22 protein-coding genes are annotated in these 23,192 nt (G+C 60.3%); 8 read left to right on the forward strand and 14 right to left on the reverse strand.

Annotation, left to right across the window (positions count from 1 at the left end; genetic code table 11):
* Positions 1-433: 433 nt before the first annotated feature.
* Complete coding sequence (locus GA0061102_RS23785) at positions 434-805, forward strand: VOC family protein (RefSeq protein WP_092853928.1); 372 nt, start codon at positions 434-436, stop codon at positions 803-805.
* A gap of 31 nt (positions 806-836) precedes the next feature.
* Here GA0061102_RS23785 and GA0061102_RS23790 read toward each other — a convergent pair whose 3' ends face one another.
* Positions 837-1,970: a citrate synthase gene (locus tag GA0061102_RS23790; RefSeq protein WP_092853872.1), complete on the reverse strand. Its 1,134-nt coding sequence runs from the start codon at positions 1,968-1,970 to the stop codon at positions 837-839.
* An 84-nt stretch (positions 1,971-2,054) separates the two neighbouring features.
* On the opposite strand from GA0061102_RS23790, the gene GA0061102_RS23795 reads away from it, so the two are divergent.
* Positions 2,055-3,143, forward strand: coding sequence for a citrate synthase/methylcitrate synthase (locus GA0061102_RS23795; RefSeq protein ID WP_092853874.1), 1,089 nt, complete (start codon positions 2,055-2,057; stop codon positions 3,141-3,143).
* Positions 3,144-3,166: 23 nt separating this feature from the next.
* Here GA0061102_RS23795 and GA0061102_RS23800 read toward each other — a convergent pair whose 3' ends face one another.
* Positions 3,167-4,042, reverse strand: a complete 876-nt coding sequence (locus GA0061102_RS23800) for a LysR family transcriptional regulator (RefSeq protein WP_208858700.1) — start codon at positions 4,040-4,042, stop codon at positions 3,167-3,169.
* Positions 4,043-4,141: 99 nt separating this feature from the next.
* On the opposite strand from GA0061102_RS23800, the gene GA0061102_RS23805 reads away from it, so the two are divergent.
* On the forward strand, positions 4,142-4,741 hold the full coding sequence (locus GA0061102_RS23805) for a LysE family translocator (RefSeq protein ID WP_092853878.1): 600 nt from the start codon (positions 4,142-4,144) through the stop codon (positions 4,739-4,741).
* A 27-nt stretch (positions 4,742-4,768) separates the two neighbouring features.
* Here the strand turns inward: GA0061102_RS23805 and GA0061102_RS23810 are convergent, their stop codons facing one another.
* The 4 genes from GA0061102_RS23810 to GA0061102_RS23825 form a co-directional block, all read right to left on the reverse strand.
* Positions 4,769-6,628: a CHASE2 domain-containing protein gene (locus GA0061102_RS23810; protein ID WP_092853880.1), complete on the reverse strand. Its 1,860-nt coding sequence runs from the start codon at positions 6,626-6,628 to the stop codon at positions 4,769-4,771.
* A 13-nt stretch (positions 6,629-6,641) separates the two neighbouring features.
* Positions 6,642-7,175, reverse strand: coding sequence for a FecR domain-containing protein (locus tag GA0061102_RS23815; RefSeq protein ID WP_092853882.1), 534 nt, complete (start codon positions 7,173-7,175; stop codon positions 6,642-6,644).
* Positions 7,176-7,261: 86 nt separating this feature from the next.
* Positions 7,262-8,311: a HoxN/HupN/NixA family nickel/cobalt transporter gene (locus GA0061102_RS23820; protein WP_092853884.1), complete on the reverse strand. Its 1,050-nt coding sequence runs from the start codon at positions 8,309-8,311 to the stop codon at positions 7,262-7,264.
* A 141-nt stretch (positions 8,312-8,452) separates the two neighbouring features.
* A complete protein-coding gene (locus GA0061102_RS23825; protein WP_092853886.1) occupies positions 8,453-8,845 on the reverse strand; it encodes a rhodanese-like domain-containing protein in 393 nt (130 codons plus the stop codon).
* 64 nt (positions 8,846-8,909) lie between these two features.
* Here GA0061102_RS23825 and ftrA point away from each other — a divergent pair, with 64 nt between their 5' ends.
* A complete protein-coding gene (ftrA, locus tag GA0061102_RS23830) occupies positions 8,910-9,947 on the forward strand; it encodes a transcriptional regulator FtrA (RefSeq protein ID WP_092853930.1) in 1,038 nt (345 codons plus the stop codon).
* Here the strand turns inward: ftrA and GA0061102_RS23835 are convergent.
* The 4 genes from GA0061102_RS23835 to GA0061102_RS23850 all read right to left on the reverse strand — a co-directional run bounded on the left by GA0061102_RS23835 (position 9,910) and on the right by GA0061102_RS23850 (position 14,133).
* Positions 9,910-11,538 carry a CTP synthase gene (locus GA0061102_RS23835; RefSeq protein ID WP_092853888.1) on the reverse strand — a complete coding sequence of 543 codons (1,629 nt, stop codon included), beginning with the start codon at positions 11,536-11,538 and terminating at the stop codon, positions 9,910-9,912. The genes ftrA and GA0061102_RS23835 overlap by 38 nt on opposite strands.
* Positions 11,539-11,680: 142 nt before the next feature.
* On the reverse strand, positions 11,681-12,214 hold the full coding sequence (secG, locus tag GA0061102_RS23840; protein WP_092853890.1) for a preprotein translocase subunit SecG: 534 nt from the start codon (positions 12,212-12,214) through the stop codon (positions 11,681-11,683).
* A 114-nt stretch (positions 12,215-12,328) separates the two neighbouring features.
* Positions 12,329-13,099 (reverse strand): triose-phosphate isomerase, encoded by a 771-nt coding sequence (tpiA, locus tag GA0061102_RS23845; RefSeq protein ID WP_092853892.1) that lies wholly within the window; start codon positions 13,097-13,099, stop codon positions 12,329-12,331.
* 137 nt (positions 13,100-13,236) lie between these two features.
* Positions 13,237-14,133: an alpha/beta fold hydrolase gene (locus GA0061102_RS23850; RefSeq protein ID WP_092853894.1), complete on the reverse strand. Its 897-nt coding sequence runs from the start codon at positions 14,131-14,133 to the stop codon at positions 13,237-13,239.
* A 205-nt stretch (positions 14,134-14,338) separates the two neighbouring features.
* Here GA0061102_RS23850 and parE point away from each other — a divergent pair, with 205 nt between their 5' ends.
* The 3 genes from parE (at position 14,339) to GA0061102_RS23865 (ending at position 18,998) form a co-directional block, all read left to right on the forward strand.
* Positions 14,339-16,396 (forward strand): DNA topoisomerase IV subunit B, encoded by a 2,058-nt coding sequence (gene parE, locus GA0061102_RS23855; RefSeq protein WP_092853896.1) that lies wholly within the window; start codon positions 14,339-14,341, stop codon positions 16,394-16,396.
* 153 nt (positions 16,397-16,549) lie between these two features.
* On the forward strand, positions 16,550-17,680 hold the full coding sequence (locus GA0061102_RS23860) for an esterase-like activity of phytase family protein (protein ID WP_092853898.1): 1,131 nt from the start codon (positions 16,550-16,552) through the stop codon (positions 17,678-17,680).
* 139 nt (positions 17,681-17,819) lie between these two features.
* A complete protein-coding gene (locus GA0061102_RS23865; RefSeq protein WP_208858701.1) occupies positions 17,820-18,998 on the forward strand; it encodes an AI-2E family transporter in 1,179 nt (392 codons plus the stop codon).
* A gap of 8 nt (positions 18,999-19,006) precedes the next feature.
* On the opposite strand, the gene GA0061102_RS23870 is transcribed toward GA0061102_RS23865, so the two are convergent.
* From GA0061102_RS23870 to GA0061102_RS23885, 4 genes are all read right to left on the reverse strand, one after another.
* The gene (locus GA0061102_RS23870; RefSeq protein ID WP_092853902.1) at positions 19,007-19,471 is read right to left on the reverse strand and encodes a GNAT family N-acetyltransferase; all 465 of its coding nucleotides are present in this window, start codon (positions 19,469-19,471) and stop codon (positions 19,007-19,009) included.
* Between the two features lie 34 nt (positions 19,472-19,505).
* On the reverse strand, positions 19,506-20,657 hold the full coding sequence (locus tag GA0061102_RS23875; protein ID WP_092853904.1) for a DUF2336 domain-containing protein: 1,152 nt from the start codon (positions 20,655-20,657) through the stop codon (positions 19,506-19,508).
* A 106-nt stretch (positions 20,658-20,763) separates the two neighbouring features.
* On the reverse strand, positions 20,764-21,369 hold the full coding sequence (locus tag GA0061102_RS23880; RefSeq protein ID WP_092853906.1) for a flavin reductase family protein: 606 nt from the start codon (positions 21,367-21,369) through the stop codon (positions 20,764-20,766).
* On the reverse strand, positions 21,369-21,956 hold the full coding sequence (locus GA0061102_RS23885; RefSeq protein WP_092853908.1) for a nitroreductase family protein: 588 nt from the start codon (positions 21,954-21,956) through the stop codon (positions 21,369-21,371). The genes GA0061102_RS23880 and GA0061102_RS23885 overlap by 1 nt, the downstream gene beginning before the upstream one ends.
* Before the next feature lie 109 nt (positions 21,957-22,065).
* On the opposite strand from GA0061102_RS23885, the gene GA0061102_RS23890 reads away from it, so the two are divergent.
* Positions 22,066-23,187: a hypothetical protein gene (locus tag GA0061102_RS23890; RefSeq protein WP_092853910.1), complete on the forward strand. Its 1,122-nt coding sequence runs from the start codon at positions 22,066-22,068 to the stop codon at positions 23,185-23,187.
* Positions 23,188-23,192: the final 5 nt, after the last annotated feature.

A 23,192-nucleotide genomic window follows, 5' to 3' on the forward strand; every position in this document is an offset into this window, starting at 1 on the left:
GACGGGCGAGCTATGCACAAGCCAAGCAGCGTGGAAAAATCCGTACGTTCACGCATCTGTGATAACGCTGGCGAAAACTGCCCGCCTTTGCCATGATCGCGCTTTGCCGCTCTCGGGGAAAGCTGTATTTTGCGCCTCCATTCACATGGATAGATTTAGCATCGATCCTGAGTTCTTTTCACAATTCTCTATAGGTCGGCGCTGAAATGAAGCGTCAAAGGAGGCATATGGCTGCGTCTCTGAAACTGCCGCTGGTTCCAGCTTCATTTTTCGGCATGGTGCTCGGGCTTTCCGGCCTCTCCAATGCCTGGCGGGTCGGTGCGCGCATCCGGTGACTGCCGGCACTGCTCCGGCGAAGTGCTGACCTTTGTAACGCTTGCCGGCGCCCTTGGTCAGGGCTGATGGAACGAGAACTCGCGAATTGGAGGGCCATGTGCTCGATCATGTAACAATCGGCGTTCGCAACCTGGAGCGTTCGAAGATCTTTTACGACGCGATATTACGCCCTCTCGGTATCGAACGCCTTTATGCCGAGGGCGAAACCTTTGCGGGGTATGGCATTGGAGGGAAGGCATTCTTCTGGATCGGAGAGCGTGATGTCCCGCAAACAGGCGCGCATGTCGCCTTCAGCGCCGAAAATAGGGAATTCGTCGATGAATTCCATCGAGTCGCTATCCTGGCTGGCGGCACCGATAACGGCGCTCCCGGCCTTCGTCCGCATTATCATCCGAACTACTACGGCGCCTTCATTCTCGATCCGGATGGCCACAATATCGAAGCCGTTTGTCACCTCACAGTGAATTGAGCGGGAATCGCCGCATTCCGGCGTAATGACATCACTGTACCGGCGGGCCGATATAGCGAGCGCGCGGCCGAATGAGCCTGCCGCTGGTCGCTTGCTCCATGGCATGCGCAAGCCAGCCCACCGTGCGCGCCAGCGCGAAGATGATCAGCGGCGCATCCTCCGGCAGATGATAGGCATGGGTCATGGCCGTCAAGGCGAAATCAACATTGACGCGTTCCCCAACCAGCTGCTCGCCGACATCGCGAACCCTGGCGAAGAGCGGGGGCAGCGTGAAGCAGCCAAGCAACGCCTCGCCGCGGATATCGACATCGGGATAGAGCTGGTGACCGAAAGCGGGCAATGGCCGTCCTTCCGCGAGATAACTGCGGACCGCCTCATCCACCCCGATCGTAGCTGCCCGCGCGATCAGCGAGCGCACGCTCTGCCATGCGCCGCCATGCAGCGGACCCGTCAGCGCGGAAAGGCCGGACAAGGTGGCTGCTGACAATGTTGCTCCAGCTGATGCCGTGATCCGCGCAGTAAAGGTCGAGGCATTCAGCTCGTGGTCTGCAAGCAATACAAGGCTGCGGCGTATGAGGTCGCCCGCATCGGGGCGCTTCCAGGCAGCGGCAAGGCGTTGATGCAGCGACAGGTCCCATGCGCCAGGGGCCAAGGCTTCAGCCACCGTGGCGAACACGCTTTCGGCTTCGTTCTGCAAGGCCGGAAGCGAGCGCCCGAGTGATGGCAGATCGTTCGTTATGCGCTCCGCAAGGGCCGAGAACGCGGCATTCAAGGAGGGAAGTCCTTGCTGAGCCTCGCTTTGTTCGAACCGTAGCGGCCGCTTCATGTCCCAAAGCAGCAGCGCGACATCCTCGAGCGCAGCGTTTTCGGCAAGCATTGCCGCATCCTTGCCGCGATAGAAAAGCCTGCCGTTCGAAACCGTCGATAGCGCCGACGGCAATACGGGATCGCCCCATTGAATGGCCTCGGCGGCCACCGCCTCGGTCTTGCGCCGGCCGGAATGGCGGGTGGCCAGCCGTTTCACGTCCTCGGCAAAATAGAGGCTGCGTCGCGTATCCGCCGGATCGGCCTTAGCGCGAATGCGTCCACGGCTGACATTGGCATAGAGCGTCTGTGATTTAGTTCCCAGCAGGTCCAGCGCCTGCTCTGCCGTTAGCCAGCTCATCGCCCCTCATATTGATTAATTGCATCAAGATTGACGTCAATAGAAATAGGCACGATCTATTCGGATAGTCAAAGGAGAACAATGATGAAAAGTGGTCTTGAAGATGTCATCGCCGCAGAAACAAAGCTGTCCGACGTCGATGGCGCAGCCGGTCGTCTGATCATCCGCGGCGTGTCGTTGGATGATCTGGTCGCGACCAGCCGCTTCGAGGATGTTGCCGCACTGCTACTCGATGGCCTGTTCGACGAACATGTCGATGCCGCCTCCATCCGTGAGCAGCTCGGTGTGGCCCGCGCAGCGCTCTTCGCGCATGTGGAAGCTGCTGATGCCTCCCTGCTCGCTCTGCCGCCGGTGGATGCCGTGCGTGCCTTGCTGGCGCGCGTTGCAGACGGTGAGGATTTTGCTACCGCGATCCGCCTGATGGCGGCACCTGCCGTCTTCCTGCCGGCCGTGTTGCGACTGCAGAAGGATGAAGCGCCGATCAGGCCGGATGCGTCGCTCTCTCAATCGGCTGACATCCTGCGCATGTTGACGGGCCGTGTGCCGACGGCCGAGCAGACGGCAGGTCTCGACGCCTATCTGGTGACAATTTCCGATCACGGCCTCAACGCATCGACATTCGCCTCACGCGTCATCGCCTCGACCCACGCCGGCCTGACCTCCTCGGTGCTCGCGGCAATCAGCGCCCTCAAAGGTCCGCTCCATGGCGGCGCCCCCGGCCCGGTCCTCGATATGCTTGACGCTGTTGGCAGTCCCGAAAACGCCCGCGCATGGCTGTCACAGGCGCTCGATCACGGCGAACGGTTGATGGGCTTCGGTCATCGCATCTATCGCGTCCGCGATCCGCGCGCCGATGCCCTGAAAACGGCATTGAAGCCGATCTTTGCGAGCGGACAGGCGGATGCCGGACGCATCGCGCTGGCGGAAGCCATCGAGGCGGCAGCGCTCGCCTTGCTGAAGGAGCGCAAGCCGGATCGGCCCTTGGACGTCAATGTCGAATACTACACCGCCCTGTTGCTCGACGCCCTCGGCTTCCCGCGCAACTCCTTTACTGGCGTCTTCGCGATTGGCCGCACGGTCGGCTGGATCGCCCATGCACGCGAGCAGACGCTCGACGGGCGCCTGATCCGCCCGCAGTCGCGTTATGTCGGCCCGCTGCCGAAGGCGGCATAGGCAGGTCTATCAACTGATGGAACTCAAGCGGCCGCGGATTGGCGCGGCCGTATCATGCCCTCGCGGATGTGACGGGCAAGTTCCAGTGCCTGCGGCGTCGCATTTCCCTTCGGCAAATGCAGATTGATCGCAAAGACCGGCAGTTCGGGCAGGCCCTGCTCGACGGTGAGGATATCGAGATCGGATGGAACGGTGGAGGCGAGCCAGGCGGTGACAGCCAGATCCGTGCGTACCGTCGCCGTAGTTGCCTCGATATTGCCGTTCTCGAAGACCGTCCGCCAGCGCAAACCGTCCTTGCTGAGTGCCGCAAAGACCGATGTGCGGAAGGCACAGGTATCGGCCACCATCGAGATCGGCAGGGGCACCTTGCGATGGGCGTTGCCCGCCTTCGCACCTACCCAGACAAGCCGTTCGACACTCAAGCATTCGCCCTGCGATGTGCCGTACGGTTGCTCCACCACGCAGAGGTCGATGGTTCCCTTTCCCAGCCCTTCAAGCAGCTCCGGCGATGAGGCGCAGATCAGCGAAATCTCCACCTGCGGATGGCGTTCGGCATAGGATTTGAGTATCGGCGCCAGCGTCGCGCCGACAAGATCGTAGGGAACGCCAAGCCGGACGCCGCCGCGAACGGTTCTTTCCGTCATGTCGTTCCAGATCTCATCATTCAACACCAGCAAGCGGCGGGCATTGCCGAGCAGTCGTTCGCCTGCCTCGGTCAGCCGCAATCCGCGTCTGTCACGCTCGAACAGGGCGCAGCCGAGCATGTCTTCCAGCCGCTTGATCTGCTGGCTGATGGCGCCTTGGGTCATATGCAGCATATTGGCGGCAATTGTCATGCTGCCCTGGTCGGCAACGGCGACGAAGGTTCGGATCAAAGCGATGTCGAAATTTCGGATCATATCGGCATTATAAATGCTAATGCCCCGATCCTTCAATATTCGATTTCATGATGCCAAAGCGCCGTCTATGCCTTTTCTCGATATGGAGAAAAGCTCGATATGACGATCGAATCCCTGCTGCCGCTAATCCTGTTCGCCCTGGTTTCGACGATTACACCGGGTGGTGCGACCACGCTTGCGACCGCATCTGGCGCTCATTTCGGCTTCCGCCGGTCCATACCGGTGATGGCCGGCTTTGCCTTTGGCTTGGGTTCCATGGCCGGTGCGGCGGCGGCAGGGCTTGGCGGCGTTTTGATGGCCTTGCCGATGCTGCAGATCGCCATGAAGACGGTGGGCTCCCTCTATCTGATCTGGCTCGCCGTTCGGATCGGCAGAAGCGGCCGGCCGCGTGAGGCCAGGCAAATGGCAAAGCCGACGGGCTTTTTTGCCGGCGTCTGGATGCTCTGGCACAATCCCAAGGGCTGGGCGATGACTATGGGCGCTGCACCCTCTTTTGCCGCGCTGGCGGATAGCCCGGCCAGACTTGCAATCCTGCTTGGCGTGACCTTCTGCCTTATCGCCGCTTTCTCTTTGGCGGTTTGGTGCGTTCTTGGACAGATGCTCGGACATTTCTTGAAAACGGCATGGCAATGGCGAGCGATCAATATCTCCCTCGCCTGCCTCCTCGTGATTTCAATCGCTCCGATGTGGTACGAATGAAATCTGCTGCGTTGAGATCACTCCGGATCACGGCCGGCTGCGCCAGAGCCATACGGCCAAGGAACCGGCGCGGCCACGCAGGCTTGTTTCGATCGGGCCATCGAGGTGCCCCTCTTTGAAGGGAGCGCTGTCGCGACCCGCCGAAAGCAAGAGGTCGGCGCTGAAGGCAACCTCCACGTGATTACCCGCGGCAACCTCCATCAGACGACTGGCAACGTTGACCGTGTCACCGGTCGCAGTGATCTGTTGACGATCGCCACCGCCGAGCCTGGAGGCGACGATGGTGCCGAAATGAGCGCCGATCTTGAAACCGATGCGCGAGGTTATTCCCTGCGGCAATGCCGAGAGCCAGTCTCTCATCCGGTGAGCCAGGCGAACGCAACAATGCGCTGCATTGGCGGGATCGGTAGGCTTGGGGTGCGGCAGGCCGAAAAGGATCATGGCGCCATCGCCCATGAAGCTGGTAATGGCGCCGCCGGATGCGGTCACCTCTTCGTCGACGAGATTGTAGAAGCCGTTCAGCAGTTCGCGCACGGCGGTTGGGCCGATCGATTCGCTAAGGCCTGTGAAGCCGTTGATATCGATGAAGACGACGGCTGCCTCCTGATGCACCGGTTCTGCGAGAAGGCCGGGATCGCGGGCAAGATGTTCGGCAAGACCGGGCGCCTGGATACGCTGCAGAAGCTGGCTTTGTTCGGCGAAACGGGAGGCCCGTCTGCGGTCGAGCCAGAGCTGGATTGCGCCAAACAGCAGCGCCGGCGGCACGGTTGCCGCAATCGGGAGGGCGGCGCTTAGCCAAATTCCGTGCTTGAAGGCGCTGACGTTGACAGCAAGCCAAAGGAGGACGACGCCGAGCACCATGATCAGGCCTATGGTGCTGCGCCGCCATGAAACAAGGCCGACAACGGCAATCGGTAGCCCGATGGCAAAATAGAGGTCGATGAAACGGACGTTGCGGTCGCGTATCAGGCTATCCCCTGCGATCAGATTCGTGATCGAGGTGGAGATGACCTCGACACCTGGTAAAACAGGATCGAAGGGCGTCTGAAAGACATCGCCGCCGCCGGTAACGGTGGCGCCAACAACGACGACATGATCCCTGATCGCGGCTTCCGGTAGCTGGCCATTCAGCGCTGCGCTGGCGCTGATGGTGCGGATCGTTCCGCGCGGGCCGTAGAACGTGAGCGGCATGAGATAGCCGGTATCAGTATAGACGGAGCGGTCGCCGATCTTGATATGATCGGAAATGACGGTCGTCTGCTCGCCGCTTGCGGCGGAAACGACGCGCAGCGAAAAGGATGGTTCGATCCGCTCACCACTGCGAAACAGCATCGGAGCGAAACGCGGCGTGCCCGCCTTGTCGGTCTGCACATTGACAATGCCATAGCTTGCGGCATCAGCGAACCGCTGCTGCGGTTCGAGGAATTGCAGCGCGTTGGGCACTCGGGCGAGAGGCTCGTTGCTGTTGTCAACAACGCGCTGACGGCTTTCGGGAAAAATGCCGGCGGCGGCCAGCACAACCTTGGTCCGCTTGAGCGATTGTTCCAATGCCGCATCGCCGGCTTCGTCACCGGGATCGATCAGAAGCATGTCGAGTGCGATGGCTTTGGGTCCCAGAGCGGCGATGGCATCGACAATCCTGGCAAGCGTAGCGCGCGGCAAGGGATAGTGCCCCGCCACACGCGACGTCTCATCGTCAATGGCGACGATCGTGACGAAATCGGGCGGTTGGCGGCTGCCGCCGAGCGCATTGCGGAGGTTCGTAAGCGTCGCCTCCGCGCCGTCGATAAAGGGAATGTCACCGCGCAGATGCGCAATACCGAGACCCAGGCCCCAGGCGGCAGTCAAAAGAAGCGCAATCAACGTTTGCAGCGATGGTCTGCGCATAGGCGTCAGGATCTCACTGGCCGAGGCGTGCCATCAAGGCGTTTATGCGCGACTGTCCCCATGCGTTGACATGCAAAGTGGAGCGGCTGCTATCCACATCGACACCTTGCCGTCGCCCGAGCGTAACACCCTGCCCGGTCGATACCTTGTTTACCGCAACACGGCCGCGCAACACGAGCACCGACGTCGAGCCGCCCGTCACGTCGACTGCCCATCGCGTGCCGCGGACGGCAGCAATCGCCTGTGGCGTTACCACTTCGAATCCGCCCCGAACTCGGCTGCTGTCCACATCGACTAGGGCTGCCTTGCTATCGAGCACGATAGCATCGACCCGGCCATCCCGATTTCGGTCAGCAAAGTGGAAATGCGCGCCGCGCTCGACGGTGATGCTAAGCCCGGGTTGGCAATTCAATGTCTGGCGTTTGGTACTGACGGTCGGCTGCAGCGGGCAACTCGCGACGGTTTGCGCGGAGGCTGTGCTGGCGCTGATGACACACAGGATGCCTGCCGTCAGCACCAGACTCCGAATATTGCTTGTGTGGATCATGACTTTGGCCCCTCATCGCACGTAACTGGAGCCGCGAACGACGATTTCCAGCGACAGCATGCTCGATCCCTGGCCGCGATGATGCGTCATGAGCGGTTGATCTGCAAGTTGTCGTAGCCTTTGGCTTTGTAAAGCACGGCCGAAATCAGCCAGCTCAGCAGGAAGATGCCGACGACGGCGAAACCGAAATTGGCGAGATTGTCGTTAAGTTCGCCGATGAAGCGCCAGAATCCGCCTTCGAGGCCGAGCTTGTCGGAGATCAACCCCAGCGCCTCGATGCCGCCGATGAAGATTGCAACCAAGACTGAAGCGGCGGTGATCGTCAGATTGTACCAGAGCTTGCGCACAGGCTTTACGAAGGCCCAGCCATAGGCGCCGGTAATCAGAGTGCTGTCGAGCGTATCCATCAGCGACATGCCGGCGGTGAACAGCGCCGGGAAAACGAGGATGGTCCAGAAGGACATGCCCTGCGCAGCTTGAGCGGCGGAAATACCGAGGATCCCGATTTCCGTTGCTGTGTCGAAACCGAGGCCGAACAGGAAGCCGATCGGATACATGTGCCAAGAGCGGGTGACGACCTTGAACATGGGCCGGAAGATACGGGCCAGAAAGCCGCCGCCGGCAAGCAGCGCATCGAGATCCTCGTCCGCGATCCTTTCGCCTCTCTGTGCCCGGCTGAAGGCGGACCACACGCTTCTGAGGACGAAGAGGTTGGCAATCCCGATCAGCAGCAGGAAGATCGCCGAAACCGTCGTGCCGATAACGCCGCCGATATCGTGGAAGGAATCGAGCTGACCTTGCATGGCCGCCGCGGTCGCCGCAATCAAGATCGAGGCGATCACGACGACCGAGGAATGGCCGAGCGAGAAGAAGAAGCCGACGGCATAAGGTTGCTTCCTTTCCTGAATGAGCTTGCGCACGACATTGTCGATCGCGGCGATATGATCGGCATCGAAAGCGTGACGAAGCCCGAACATATAGGCAAGCAGCGCAATGCCCATAAGCGATGGCCTGTCGCCGAAGGCGAGCCAGGCCCAGATCCACGCGCCAATATTGGAGGCGATCAGCAACGCGAAGGTGATGGCGATCTTGGCCCTCGATCTGACCGCGCGATCGTCAAATGGATTGAGGATCATACTTCTGTTCCCATCATGCTTATTCTTAGCGTGCCATGGAAACGGAGGCGGCGCGACAGCCAAACGACGTAGATGCCGAAGCTTTTCGCATGTCGTCATGACGGGCAAACCCGGCGCGTATCGGGTTTGCCTTGTCGTTTGCTAGCCAATTTCGAAGGGGTGGCCTTCATCCGCCCAACCGGTCATGCCGCCGATCATGACCTTGACGCGCTTGCCGAGCGTGCCCAGGCGCCAAGCTGCCTTGTCGGTGCCGTTGCAATGCGGCCCGGCGCAATAGACGACGAACAGCGTGTCTTCAGGCCATTCCGCCATCTTCCGGGCAGTCATCTTGCCATGCGGCAGATTGGTTGCGCCGGGAATATGCCGCTCCTGGAACATGGCTGGGCCGCGAACATCGAGCAGGACGAAATCCACATTACCTGATGTCATGGCCTGGCGCACGTCGGAGCAATCGGTCTCGAGGCTAAGCCTCCGGGCATAGTGCTCAGCGACGAGGTTCGGGGCTGCTGCGGCGATTTCACTGACTAGGGACATGGAACGCTCCTTGTTGGTTCGGTGCATTCATGCCTGAGTGATCTCGCTGTTGAAATTGGCCGAAATGCCATATAACGTTAATATCATGCCAAACTCTGATAGCTCCAATCTTCGCGGCCCGCATGTCGTCGCCCTCGTCTATGATGGGCTCTGCACCTTCGAATTCGGCGTTGCCTACGAAATCTTCGGCCTGCCGCGCCCGGAAATGGGCGACGATTGGTATCGCTTTTCCGCCTGCGCGATTGAGGACGGTCCTCTGCGTGCCGCCGGCGGGCTCACGGTTCAGGTCGATCACGGGCTGGAAGTCATAGCCGATGCCGATCTGATCGTCGTGCCCGGATGGCGCGGCATCGGGACGCCTGTCCCTAACCCGCTGATTGTCGAACTGCAGGCGGCTAGCCGCCGCGGTGTGCGCATCATGTCGCTCTGCTCGGGCGTCGCGGTCCTTGCCGCGGCAGGATTGCTCGCCGGCCGCAAGGCGACGACGCATTGGCGGTACGTCGATTCCATTGCTGCGCGCTATCCGGACATCACCGTCGATGCCGATGTTCTTTATGTCGATGAAAACAGCGTGCTGACCGCCGCCGGCAGTGCTGCTGCGATCGATCTCTGCCTGCATGTCGTACGCCGGGATTTCGGGCCGGACATCGCCAACAGCGTCGCGCGTCGTCTCGTGGTGCCACCGCATCGCGAAGGTGGTCAGGCGCAATATATCGAGACACCGGTTCTGAGACAGCGCGAAGGAGCCCGTTTAGGTCCCTTGCTCGAATGGATGCGCGAACGTTTGCAGGAGGAGCAGCCGATTGCAGCACTTGCAGCGCGAGCCGGCATGAGCGTGCGAACCTTTCAGCGCCGTTTCGAGGCGACCACCGGCATGGCGCCGGGCGAATGGCTGCTGAGCGAGCGGCTGCGGCGCGCAAAGGACCTGCTCGAAAAGCAGACCGCCATTTCGCTTGACGATGTGGCCGTGGCGAGCGGATTTGGATCGCTCGCCACCATGCGCCATCATTTTCGGGAAAGGCTTGCGGTGAGCCCGAGTGACTACCGCAAGCGATTTTCGGCTCTTAGACCAGCCGGCTCTGTTCCGTCGCAGCTTCGATGAAGCTGGAGAACAGCGGATGCGGTTCCAGCGGCCGGGACTTCAGTTCCGGATGATACTGGACGCCGATGAACCAGGGATGGTCGGGATATTCGACCGTTTCTGGCAGAATACCATCCGGTGACATGCCGGAGAAAACGAGCCCGCAGCCTTCCAGCCTGTCCTTGTAGTCGATGTTGACTTCGTAACGGTGGCGATGACGCTCCGAGATGTCGGTCGAGCTATAGATCTCCGAAATCTTCGTGCCCTTCTTCAGGGCCGCCTTGTAGGCGCCGAGCCGCATGGTGCCGCCGAGATCGCCGGATGCCGTGCGCTTCTGCAACTCGTTGCCCTTGAGCCATTCGGTCATCAGGCCAACGACTGGCTCCTTGGTCGGTCCGAATTCGGTCGACGATGCATGTTCGACACCGGCAAGATTGCGCGCCGCCTCGATGACAGCCATCTGCATGCCGAAGCAGATGCCGAAATACGGCACCTTGCGTTCACGTGCGAAACGGGCCGCGAGGATCTTGCCTTCCGAACCGCGCTCGCCGAAGCCGCCGGGCACGAGAATGCCGTGAACCTTCTCGAGATAAGGCGCCGGATCTTCCTTTTCGAAGACTTCGGATTCAATCCACTCGAGATTGACCTTGACCCGGTTGGCGATACCGCCGTGATGCAGGGCTTCGATCAGCGACTTATAGGCATCCTTCAGGCCGGTATACTTGCCAACGATGGCAATGGTCACCTCGCCTTCCGGCGTGCGGATGCGGTTGCAGACCTCTTCCCACTGGTCGAGACGCGGCTTCGGAGCCGGCTCGATGCCGAAAGCAGCCAGCACTTCGTCGTCGAGGCCTTCCTTGTGGTAGGCCATCGGCACGTCGTAGATGTTGGCGACGTCGAGCGCCTGGATAACCGCCGAAGGACGGACATTGCAGAACAGCGAAAGCTTGCGGCGCTCCGCTTCCGGGATCTCGCGATCCGCGCGCACGAGCAGAATATCCGGGTGAATACCGAGAGCCTGCAGTTCCTTGACGGAGTGCTGCGTCGGCTTGGTCTTCAGCTCGCCTGCAGCCGGGATGTACGGCATCAGCGTCAGGTGAACATAGATCGCCGTGCCGCGCGGCAGATCGTTGCCGAGCTGGCGGATCGCTTCCATGAAGGGCATGGCTTCGATGTCGCCGACGGTGCCGCCGATCTCGCAGATGACGAAATCATAATCGTCATTGCCTTCGGTGACGAAATCCTTGATCTCGTTGGTGACGTGCGGAATGACCTGGACGGTTGCGCCGAGATAGTCGCCGCGGCGTTCCTTGTCGATGATGTTCTTGTAGATGCGACCGGTGGTGATGTTGTCGGTCTTCGTGGCCGAGCGACCGGTGAAGCGCTCATAGTGGCCAAGATCGAGGTCGGTTTCCGCACCATCGTCGGTGACGAAGACTTCGCCGTGCTGGGTCGGGCTCATGGTGCCCGGATCCACGTTCAAATAGGGGTCGAGTTTGCGCAGTCGGACTCGATAACCACGAGCCTGCAACAACGCTCCGAGAGCCGCAGCCGCAATTCCTTTTCCGAGGGAAGAAACCACGCCGCCTGTGATGAATACATATCGCGCCATGGGAGTCACCGGATACCTTTTCACAAATGATTCCGCTAGCCCTAAAATTCGTTTCCGGAACTTTGGACGCATAAGACGGAATATAGACAAAACAAAACCGGCAGATCCGAGGACCTGCCGGGGATGATCTTTACGACCAGGCTTACTTGCCGGTCGGAACGTCGCCGCCGCTTTGGGCGGGCGCGGGCGTAGTCGCCGCAGGAGCGGTCTGCTGACCGGTTGCGGCCGGAGCCTGCTGGGCAGGTGCCGTGGCGGCAGGCTGGGTTGCCGTTGCTGCGGGAGGCGTCGCCTGCGACTGCGGAGCGACGGCACCGCTGTTCGGAACGCCGCTATTGTCGGCCGGCTTCGGCGGGGTCGTTGCCGGAGCGGAACCCTTCTGGCCACCGAGCGAATCAAGGATGCCGTTACCCTGGCCGGAGGTGCTCGGGATACGGTTGAGAATATCGGTCGGGCGAGCTTCGAAGCGCGACAGCACGTTCATGCCGAGCGCGAGTACGAAGAACAGCGCGGCCAGAATGGCCGTGGTGCGCGTCAGCGCATTGGCCGTACCGCGCGCAGACATGAAGCCCGAGCCGCCGCCGATGCCGAGGCCGCCACCTTCGGAGCGCTGAATCAGCACCACACCGATAAGGGCGACGACAACCATGAGATAGATGACAAGCAGTACGGTTTGCATAGGTCCAGTCCTGCCCGTTGGCGGGCATCAAAAATAAAAGCTCGCGGCTCTTTACATGAGGCTCTCGCCTATTCCAAGTCCTTTTAAGACCGGAACTCCGGGCAAGTTGTTGCTTCAGGCGAACTGCCGTTCGAATGCGGCATAAATGGCAAGGAAGTCCGCGGCTTTCAAGCTCTGGCCTCCGACAAGCACGCCGTTGACGTGAGGAACCTCCAGAAGGTCGCGCGCATTTGCGCCGCTGACCGATCCGCCATAGAGGATTCGCATGTTTGCGCCTTCCTTGCCGAAACGCTGGATGAGCTCGGCACGGATGAAGGCATGCGCCTCCTCGACGTTTTCCTGGGTCGGGACCACGCCGGTGCCGATCGCCCAGACCGGTTCGTAAGCAACCACCGTGGTCTGCGCCGTCGAGCCGTCCGGAATGGAGCCGATCAGCTCCCGCTTCAGCACGTCGAGCGTTTGGCCGCTGTTGCGCTCATAGGCAGTCTCGCCGATGCAGATGATGGCGATAAGCCCCGCATCATGCGCAGCCTGTGCCTTGGCACGCACCAGCATGTCGCTTTCCGCGTGATTCCTGCGGCGCTCGGAATGGCCGACGATGACGTGGGTGCCGAAGCAGTCGGCGATCATCTCCGCTGATATATCGCCGGTATGGGCGCCGCTGACCTGCTGATGGCAATCTTGCGCGCCGATGGCCAGCGGGCTGTCGTCGCAAAGCGCAGTCGCGACGTAGAGCAATGTGGCAGGGGGGCAGAGCAGCGTATCGATTTTTTCCGACAGCGGCGCTTTGACGCCATCCGCGATCGCCTTGATCTGGTCCAGGCTCGCACGCGTGCCGTTCATCTTCCAGTTTCCGGCCAGGAGTGGCCGTACGGTCTTCGTCATTCCGAGTGTCTCCCCCTTATTCCATCAGTCGGACTAACAAAAAGGAGGAGGAAAGGAAAGTTATCGAATGGGGCCAGAACCGGTTAAAATCGTTTGAAAAAATGCTTATCCGGAAAATAATCCGATGCCGGAGCATTTTAGGATGCTTGCGGATCGACGATCCAGTTGAGCACCTTGCGCCAATCGGTCATGCGGACCGGCGTTCCATGATTTCCGGTTTCGAAAAGCGTGAAGCGCGTCGGATAGTGCGCCTTGTAGAGTTTCTCGAACAAGGCCTGTTGGCCCGCCGCTGCATAGACTGGGTCTTTGCTGCCATGCGTGAACCAGAGCGGCAGCTTTGCCCCGTAGAAGGCACTCTTCGTGAAATCCGGATCGGTAACGCCGCTCAGGATCGCCATGCCCTTCAGGCGCTTGACGCTTTCGGCATCGCGGGTGATGCCCCAGCAGACGAAGCTGCCCATGGAGGCGCAGGTGAGAATCACGGGCTTGCCGCCCGACTGCTCGTAGGAATAGCGGATCAGCGCGGCGACATCGGCGACTCCATTGCTATCGAAACCTCTTACGCTCGGCGCGTAATAGGTGCCGCCGTTTTTGTAAGCCAGGTTCTTCAGCCGGTTGAAATTGCCGCCGAACGTATAGTCGTTGGAGCCGAGGCGGCGGTCGCCGCCACGACCGTGAATGAAGATGACGGTGAAGGCCTGCTTCGATGCCGGACCTATGCGGGTGACATCCACTTTGCGGTCGCCGAGCTGCAGGGTTTCATCTTCCTGCGACTTCCAGCGCACGCCCGTATCGACATAGGCAGGCTTGACGCGCTTTTCCGGAATCTGGTCGCGGCCGTTGATATCCCGCATTTCCTGGTAATCGATCGTCTGGAACGCACCGTTGTCGTGACTCTCGATGACGGTCTGATTGGAAAACAGCTCGTCCTTGAAGGGCTTCAGCATCTCGGCAGACGCGCCTTGGGCGGTCGCCAGAAGCAAAATGCCCGAGATTGCGGACAGGATGGGCAAATGAGCTGTGGACATTCGCATGCGGACACTTCCTCCGATCGGCCATCGGGCTTGCCATTCTTCACCCGGCAACGCAAATCTCTTTATAAATTCGCGCCGTCGTGGGGCGCCATCGCTCTTGTGTGTTGTTTCTGGCAGAATCACGGTGATTCGCGAATACCGGCGACAAATGCGATAATAATGGGGTCTGGCCCCACCAGAACAAATCTGAGCAGCTTGAAATTCTATGGATAACAGCAACGATCTCTTCTCCGGACTACCTCGCCCGCCGAAACCGGAGGCAGCGGAAAAGCCTGATGTGAAGGTTGAAAAGCCTGCACCGGCACAGCGCGCCGCACCGGCGACATCTTCTGCGGAGGAATATGGCGCAAGCTCGATCCGCGTTCTGGAAGGGCTCGAGCCGGTGCGCATGCGTCCCGGCATGTATATCGGCGGCACCGACGAAAAGGCGCTGCATCACCTTTTCGCCGAAGTCATCGACAACGCCATGGACGAAGCTGTGGCCGGCCATGCCAATTTCATCGAGGTCTATCTTGACCGGCAGGGCTATCTGACCGTCACGGATAACGGCCGTGGCATTCCTGTGGAAAACCATCCGCAGGTGCCTGGCAAGTCCACGCTCGAAGTCATCATGACCAAGCTGCATGCCGGCGGTAAATTCGACGGTAAGGCCTACGAGACGTCGGGCGGTCTGCACGGCGTCGGCGTGTCCGTCGTCAACGCTCTGTCGGATGATCTGGAAGTCGAGGTCGCCCGCAACCGCAAGCTCTATCGCCAGCGTTTCTCGCGTGGTCTGCCGGTCGGTGGCATCGAAGAACTGGGCGACGTCCATAACCGCCGTGGCACGCGTGTCCGCTTCCATCCAGATCCGCAGATCTTCGGCGACCATGCTCGCTTCGAGCCGGCCCGCGTCTTCCGCATGGCCCGTTCCAAGGCCTATCTGTTCGGCGGCGTCGAGATCCGCTGGAGCTGCGATCCGGAGCTGGCACCCCAGGGTGCCGATGTTCCTGAAAAGGCTGTTTTCCATTTCCCCGGCGGCCTGAGGGATTACCTCAAGGCGACGATGGGCAACGAGTTCACCGTCACCCGCGAAATCTTTGCCGGCAAGTCGGAAAAGGAAAGCGGTCACGGCTCACTCGAATGGGCGATCACCTGGTATGGCGGCGACCCGCAGGTCCACTCCTATTGCAACACGATTCCGACGCCGGAGGGCGGCACGCATGAGGCCGGTTTCCGCATTGCTCTCACCAAGGGCCTGAAGAACTACGCAGACCTCACCCAGAACAAGCGTGCGGCCAATATCACCACCGACGACGTGATGATTTCGGGCGTCGGCATGTTGTCGATCTTCATACGCGAGCCTGAATTCGTTGGCCAAACCAAGGACAAGCTTGCGACGGTCGAAGCGCAGCGCATCGTCGAAAACGCGCTGCGTGATCCCTTTGATCACTATCTTACCGACAATCCGGCCGAAGCCGAAAAACTGCTGGAATGGGTGATCGAGCGCTCAGATGAGCGCATGCGGCGGCGCAAGGAAAAGGAAGTCAACCGCAAGACCGCCGTGCGCAAACTGCGACTGCCGGGTAAGCTCGCGGATTGCTCGCAGAGCGCCGCCGCAGGCGCCGAACTCTTCCTCGTGGAGGGCGATTCGGCAGGTGGCTCGGCCAAGCAGGCGCGAAACCGCACCAACCAGGCAATCCTGCCGCTGCGCGGCAAGATCCTCAACGTCGCCAGCGCGGGCCGCGAAAAGCTTTCCGCCAACCAGCAGATTACCGACCTCGTTCAGGCGCTCGGCTGCGGCACGCGCTCGAAATATCGGGAAGAAGATCTTCGCTATCAGCGCATCGTCGTCATGACCGATGCCGACGTCGACGGCGCCCACATCGCCTCGCTCCTTATCACCTTCTTCTATCAGGAGATGCCGGAGCTGATCCGCCAGGGTCATCTGTTCCTGGCCGTGCCACCGCTCTACAAGATCACCCAGGGCTCGAAATCCATCTATGCCCGCGATGACGCCCACCGGCAGGAGCTGATGCAGACGGAGTTCAAGGGCAAAGGCAAGGTCGAGATCAGCCGCTTCAAAGGTCTCGGCGAAATGCTGCCCGCCCAGCTCAAGGAAACGACGATGGATCCGGCTAAGCGCACCCTGCTGCGGGTCGAGATCGACGAGGTGGATTTCGAGGGCACGCGCGATGCCGTCGACAACCTGATGGGCACCAAGGCAGAGGCTCGCTTCCGTTTCATTCAGGAACGGGCCGCCTTCGCCGACGATCTGGATATCTGACGGCAGACCAACCGTCGATTGCTGCGACCGACGGGATTCGCGATATTTTACCGGATTGTCCGATATCCGTTACGAAGACGTCATGGATGGATGTGTAGATGGCGGCATTGCTTTCAATGCCGCCATTTCACTATCTGGGTTGACGATTTCGCCATGTTGAAACCATTTCTGACGACTGCCGCCGTTCTCCTTTTTGGCCATGCCGCCCATGCGATGGATATCGGGTCGACCGTCAACGTTCCCTGCCCTTTCGGCGATTGCAAAGCGGGTATCAGCCTTTCCTATCTGGGCAGCTGCGATATTCCCACGGGTTTCACGGAGAATGGAGTGGAGGTCGGCGGCCTCTCGGGCATCGAATTTGATCCGTCCACTGGCCGCTATGTTTCCATCAGCGACGATCGCTCCGAAAAAGCGCCGGCCCGCTTCTACAATCTCGACATCGACGTCAGCGCCAGTGGCTTGAAGGGCGTGACGGTTCTCGACCATGTCACGCTGCAGGATAAGGACGGTCAGCCTTTCGCGATCAAGAAAGTCGATGGCGAATCCATCCGTCTGGGCAAGGATGGCATCTATTGGACCAGCGAAGGCGACGGCAAGGCACTGTTGCCGCCCTTCGTGCGGATCGCCAGTCGCGACGGTGGTTTCATGCGCGAGCTCTCGTTGCCGGTGGGATTTGCTCCCACCGCAGATAAGAGCACCGGTATTCGCGACAATCTCGCTTTCGAGGGCCTGGCCTTTCTCCCCGGCGGCGATCTGATCGTCGGCACGGAATCCGCGCTCTATCAGGATGGACCCATCACGATGCTGACCGGTGGTGCGCTTGCCCGCCTCATCCGCTATGACGTGGCGACCGGCGAGCAGAAGGCGCAGTATGTCTACCCGATCTCGCCCATCCCGCAGGCGCCGTCCACGGCAACCGGCTGGAACGATTTCGGCCTGTCGGAAATCATGGCACTTGACGATCGACGTCTGCTGTCGCTCGAACGCGGCTATGCGCAGGGTGTCGGCACTTCGGTCGTCATCAACATGTTCGACCTTGATGGCGCCACCGATGTCTCCAACATCCCTTCCCTGGCCAAGACGGATCAGCGGATCGTGCCGGTGCGCAAGACGCAGGTCATGGATCTGCGGGCTCTCGGTCTCGAACCAGACAACATCGAAGGCATTACTTTCGGCAAGGCAAAAGACGGTACGGACGTATTGATCCTGGTCGCCGACAACAATTTCAATCCGACGCAAAAGACTCAATTCTTCGCATTCAAGGTAGTCCGTCGACCTGCTTGAGACCTTGTTCTTATTCGTAAAGCAGTCGTGTTACTGTCATAGCGGCGGAATAGAGGAGCTTTCGGGGCGATGCCCTTGAAAGAGCCTGGATCATACCCCATAACCGGGTGATCTAGTAATGTGGGGCGAAATAAGTCTGGTGGGTGTTTTTGAACGTCAAAAACTGAAGGAGCATCGTTGGCTCGGGCCGAGCGCGCATGCGCGCATGCCGCTTATTCCATCCATCTCTGCCGCCCGCTGGCTCCTTATTCTGATAGCCGTTGCTGGCATCTATTTCTTCTACGGCTTCCTCGTTCCGGTTCTGGCCGCCGCGGTGATCGGCTTCGCCACCTGGCCGCTTTTTAGCGATCTCGTCCGCCGCACCGGCGGAAACACGACGCTTGCAGCCAGCATAGCCATTGCGTTCATCGTCACTTTCCTTGTCCTGCCAATCGTCCTTTCGGCGCTTTATATGGCCGGCGAAGTGCGGGATTGGTTCGCCTGGGCCGTGCATGTCAATCGAGATGGCGCGGCGCCGCCTCCGTGGATTTTGGCTTTGCCCGTCGTCGGCTCATGGCTCGGCGAACAGTGGGTGCAGTATGTCGGTAGCCCCGGCTCTCTTGGCGAGTTGGCCCAGATCGTGAGCGGCGCTCATATCGGCAATATCTACAGGGCGGTGCTTGCCGCCGGCGGCAATGCGTTCCACGTCGTGCTGACCCTGCTGTTCATGCTGATCGCCCTGTTCTTCATCTATCGCGACGGCTCGACATTCGTTCGTCAGGTCGACCTGCTCGGCGAGCGCATCCTTCCGAACCGCTGGGAGCGGATTTCCCGCGTCGTGCCGGCGACGATCAGCTCGACGGTCATGGGTATGACGCTGATCGCCATCGGCGAAGGTATCGTGCTCGGCGTCGCCTATTGGATCGCAGGCGCTCCGTCTGCCATTACGCTTGGTGTCCTCACGGGTGTCATGGCTCTGGTGCCTGGTGGCGCTCCGCTGTCCATGTCGCTGGTCTCGATCTATCTCATCGCCAGCGGCTCGCTTTGGGCTGGTATCGCGCTCTTCCTCTGGGGCACGATCGAACTGTTCATTGTCGACAAGACGCTTCGTCCCAAACTCGTAGGCGGCCCCATCAAGCTGCCGTTCCTGCCGACCTTCTTTGGCTTGGTCGGCGGCGTGAAAACCATGGGATTCCTCGGCCTCTTTATCGGACCGGTGCTGATGGCAATCATCGTCGCCATCTGGCGCGAATGGATTCGCGAAGCCGAGTTGACCGAAGAGCAGCCTGCGCAGGAACCGGAGCTGCAGCTACAGCTCCAGGATAACGCCAAGCAATAATCTTCCGCCTATGCCTGCGTCAGTCGTTTTTCCATGAACAGGCTGAGTGGATCCGGCAAATAGCTGCCGAAGGCCGGGATTTCGACATAGCCGAACCGTTTGTAGAGGCCGATTGCTTCGGGCTGGTATATGCCCGTTTCCAGCCGGATCGCTGCAAGCCGCTTTTCGAATGCCGCCGCTTCGATCGTTTCCATCAGCTTGCGCGCGACGCTGCGCCCTCTGGCGGCGGGATCGACGAACATGCGCTTGATCTCGGCGGTGCCATCGCCCGCTTCGACCAGAGCGCAACATCCGATGATATCGCCCTCGATCCTGGCAACCCAAAAGGTTATTTCCGGCTTCTCCAGCGAAGCCAGATCGAGCATGTGATTGCTTTGCGGCGGATAAAGCGATTCCGCATAGGCGTCCGACATTTCGAGAAGACGGATGACGCCATCCTGGCGGGGAGATTCAACGGCGACACGCAGCGACAAGATACACCTCGGACAATGGGTCTATCGCTGGATATCACGCGGCAGCAAGGGTCGCCAGTGCCGCAAAATTCCGCGCCGCGTGCCGCCGTTCGGTGTTTGCGAGCTTCTCCACCATGTCAAGCAGCTGGGTGGCAGCGGCAGGCGGCTCTTTCAGGCGGAATTTGCGCATCAAACGGGAGCAGACATTCTCCAGCATGGCCTCGCTGTTGGCGCGTGACGCATCGCGCCAGACCAGCGTGGCGTCCACGAACACGGTGCTGATGTCTCTCGTTAGGCCGGCGCTCTCATAAAGGGCACGAATGGCATAGATGCGGCCCCTCGATATGATGGAGCGCACGCGCCGTTCGTCGCAGCCGGAAAGATTGGTGACTGCGCAGGCAAAGAAATCGACCTTGCCGGAGCATAGCGCCTGCATCAGGAAGGCAGGGGTCAGCGAGCCGCACTGCCGCAAATGTTCCACCAGCTCCGGCAGCTGCTCGTGCGGCGCCGAACCGGCGATGGCGACGGTCGCAGATTCCGTGGCCTCGCGCGTCACCTGCTTAAGCCTGCCGGCGCCGATCACGTTCTGGATGAGGTCCGATCCCGACAACGCTTCGCTGACCCGGTGCATCAATAGCTGCCGAGTGTCGGAAGACAAGGCATCGCGGGACAGGAGAAGGCCGCGTATGTCGGCACAATCGCCAAGGCGCTCGGTGATGCGCTTCAATGAGGCCTGCGAAAGCAATGCCCCATCATTTTCGAGAAGGCACGATATCTCGGTTTCCCCACCGATCTCGGCGAGCGCTGCACAAACCACGCGCGGAACCTGCCCGCGCGACGCAATCAAAATCCGCGTCACCTCGCTGCCATGCAATACAAGGTCGACGAGATCGGCATCGTTGAAGACAGGTGAAAGCAGGATGATCTGTCCCGCAATTTCCGGCTGGTCCTCGGCAAGGGACAGAATCACATTGCGCGGGGCCCCTGGCGAACGAGCAACCGCTTCAGCTAGAGAAAGCCGCACGCGGGGCGACGGATCGTCGAGCAGGTAGGTCATCGCCATCTCGGCGGCCACGCGCTCCTCCTTCGGCATATCCGACTGCAGATAGGCCCGGCCAAGCGCATTGGCCGCCCTGGCTCGGTTCTCTGCCTTTGCGGTCTCGGCCCAGCGGAGGAATGCTTCTATGATCACGTAACGCCCCGATATCGGCGGGGCGATTCCCGCCCCGCGAACTCATGCTGCCAACGTTATCGGGCAAAGGTTTACGGGTCGTTTACCGTGTTCGTTAACCCCTGAAAAACAAAGATGATTGTCAGGGGGCTTTGGGCCGCATCATTTCGAAGACGTCGCTGCCTTCACTGTAGTCCATATAGCCCATGCGCGCGACCGGCCTTGCAAGCGCCATATCGAGCCTTCCCTCGCGAATGATCGTCTCATCGATATGGATGCCGACGACCTGGCCGATGACCATGATATTCTCGGAAGCCTGGCCATCGAGACCCTTGGGCTGGAGAATATCGGTCACACGGCACTCGAGTACTGCAAAGGCCTCGCCGACATAAGGCGCATCGATCAGCTTGGCCGGCGCTGCCGTCAATCCGGCCAGATCGAATTCGTTGACGCCGTACGGTGCAGCAATCGATGAATGGTTCATCTTGTCAACGAGATTGCGGCTCACGAGGTTGGTGGTGAATACGCCGGTCTCCTCGACATTGCGCACGCTGTCTTTGCGGCCCGCAGACGAAAACATCACCAGCTTCGGCCGGTCGCTGATCGCATTGAAGAAGGAATAGGGAGACAGGTTCAGCGAACCGTCTCTGCCCTTGCTGCCGATCCAGCCAATCGGCCTCGGCGCGACGATCGCCTTGAACGGATCGTGCGCCAGGCCATGAGCATTGGTATCCGTCGAATAGAACATTATGCGTCCCCGCCACCGACCCAGGTCACCGTTTCGGCCAGCTCCGGACGCGGGCGCTCGACGGGCGGAAAGCTCGAAGAGCCGATATGGATGAAGCCGGCAACCTTCTCGCCCGGCGCAACGCCGAGCAACGGATAAGCACGCTCGTCATAGGCAAACCATTCGGTCAGCCAATTGGATACCCAGCCATGGGCGTTCGCAGCGATCAGGAGGTTGAGGCAAAGCGCGCCTGCCGACATCAATTGCTCCCATTCGGGAATCTTGAAGTGTGGCGCCGCCTTGCTGACCACGGCGATTACGACCGGCGCGCGCGTGAAACGAGTGCGCTCCACCTGGATCATCTCTTCCGAAAGATCCGGCTTCGCCTCCAATGCGAGCTTCAGCAATTCCTCGCCGAGGCGCGCACGCTCCTCCCCGCGGTAGACGATGAAACGCCAGGGGGCGAGCTTGCCGTGATCGGGCACGCGCGAGGCCAATCGGATAATCTCCTCGATCTCTGCCCTTTCCGGTCCCGGCTCCGCCATCTGAAATGCGGGAATGGATCGGCGTACCGCGAGATAATCGATGAGCTTGATATCGGTTTTCATTGAGTGATTGCTTTCATTTTATGGATTGGGAGACGTTGGTCTTGAATTTGTCACGGCATTGGTTTTGAAGTGGCTTGTGTCTTATCGGAAGTCAATCGGTTCGGAACCCATGTCTGGCATTTCATCCGCTCGCCGGTTGAGCGTGGTTTTCGCTGTTCTCGGCTGCCTCGGTACGACGGCCTCGGCGCAGGAAGCGTTCAAGGAGTTCAAGCAGCTCGACGGCAGCGTGAAGATGCCGAAGCTCAATGCCTTCGTGGCACCCGACGGCGAAAACTCCGCCTCTCGCAACTTGCGTGACGTTTCGCTCGAAGCCAAACTGTCCCCCCAAAGCGGGCCCCAGCAACAGGGCCTGTCCTGGTATGTGTTCAGCCCGATTGCCGGTGCCGACGGCAAACTGCCGCTGGTGGCAAGCTCGAAGGGCGGCTCCGCCTCCTTCCATCTCCTGCCCGGCGATTATTTCGTCAACGTCTCCTTCGGCCGCGCCGGCGTGACGAAGAAGCTGAGCGTGTCGGCAACGGCCGATCCTCAGAAGCAGACGATGGTGCTTGATGCCGGCGGTATGGTTTTGAATGCCGTATCCGGGCCCGATGTCCGAATCCCGCCCGATGAGTTAAGCTTTTCGATCTATTCGAGCGAAACCAAGGAAGACGGCGAACGCGGTCTTGTCATGGAAGATGTCAAGCCAAACACGCTGGTCGGCCTTAGCGCCGGCACCTACCATGTTGTTTCCGAATATGGCGAGGTCAACGCCGTCATCCGAGCCGATATCCAGGTGGAAGCCGGCAAGGTGACGGAAGCGACTATCCAGCACAGGGCGGCAAAAATCACGTTCAAGCTGGTATCCGACGCCGGCAGCGAGGCGATCGCCGATACTGCCTGGTCGATCCTGACCTCCGCCGGCGATATCGTCGGGGAAAGTGTCAGCGCCTTTCCGACCATGGTACTTGCAGAAGGCCGCTATACCGCCGTCGCCCGCAACAAGGACAAGATCTATCAGCGCGATTTCACTGTGGCGGCGGGCATGAATACCGATGTGGAAGTACTGATGAAACAGCAGCAGCCGTTGGATGTCGATAACCGGCAACCGGCCCAGCAGATTCCGCTCCAGATGCCGCAGATGCGGCAAACGCAAAATCCGCAGACGCCGCCGGCGACAACCAATCAGCAGCCGCTTCCGACCTACGAGCAGCTGGCGCCCGCCAGCGGCGGCGAAGGCGACAGCATGGATTGACGGTT

The organism is Martinezella miluonensis (assembly GCF_900094545.1).
Lineage (GTDB): Bacteria > Pseudomonadota > Alphaproteobacteria > Rhizobiales > Rhizobiaceae > Rhizobium > Rhizobium miluonense.